This is a genomic window from Streptomonospora wellingtoniae (genome assembly GCF_031845375.1).
Classification (GTDB): domain Bacteria; phylum Actinomycetota; class Actinomycetes; order Streptosporangiales; family Streptosporangiaceae; genus Streptomonospora; species Streptomonospora wellingtoniae.
In genome coordinates, this window is record NZ_JAVREK010000082.1 from 1 (window position 1) to 399 (window position 399).

The 399-nt window shown below is 47.1% G+C and carries 1 protein-coding gene; it reads left to right on the forward strand.

All coding sequences use genetic code 11. The annotated features are described in order from the left end of the window. On the forward strand, window positions 1-399 hold a 399-nt coding region (locus tag RM446_RS24720), incomplete at both ends, for an AMP-binding protein (RefSeq protein ID WP_311547847.1).

Consider the following 399-nt stretch of genomic DNA (forward strand, 5'->3'; position numbering starts at 1 on the left):
GTTTTAAGTGTGGGCGAGCCTTTAAATCCGGAAGTGGTTCGTTGGGGATTAAAAGTTTACGGAAAGCGAATTCATGATAACTGGTGGATGACAGAGACAGGTGGAACCCTTATTTCCAACTATCCGCAGATGGAGGTGAAGCCGGGCTCTATGGGGCGACCTTTTCCGGGTATCTACGCAGCGATTATCGATGATAATGGAAATGAGCTTCCACCGTATTCAATGGGACACTTAGCGATTCGGGCTGGATGGCCTTCGATGATGAGACAGATCTGGAATAATGAAGCCAAGTATCAAGAGTACTTCCAAATCCCGGGTTGGTATCTATCTGGAGACACGGCTTACCAAGATGAGGACGGCTACTTTTGGTTCCAGGGCCGAATTGATGATGTGATTAAT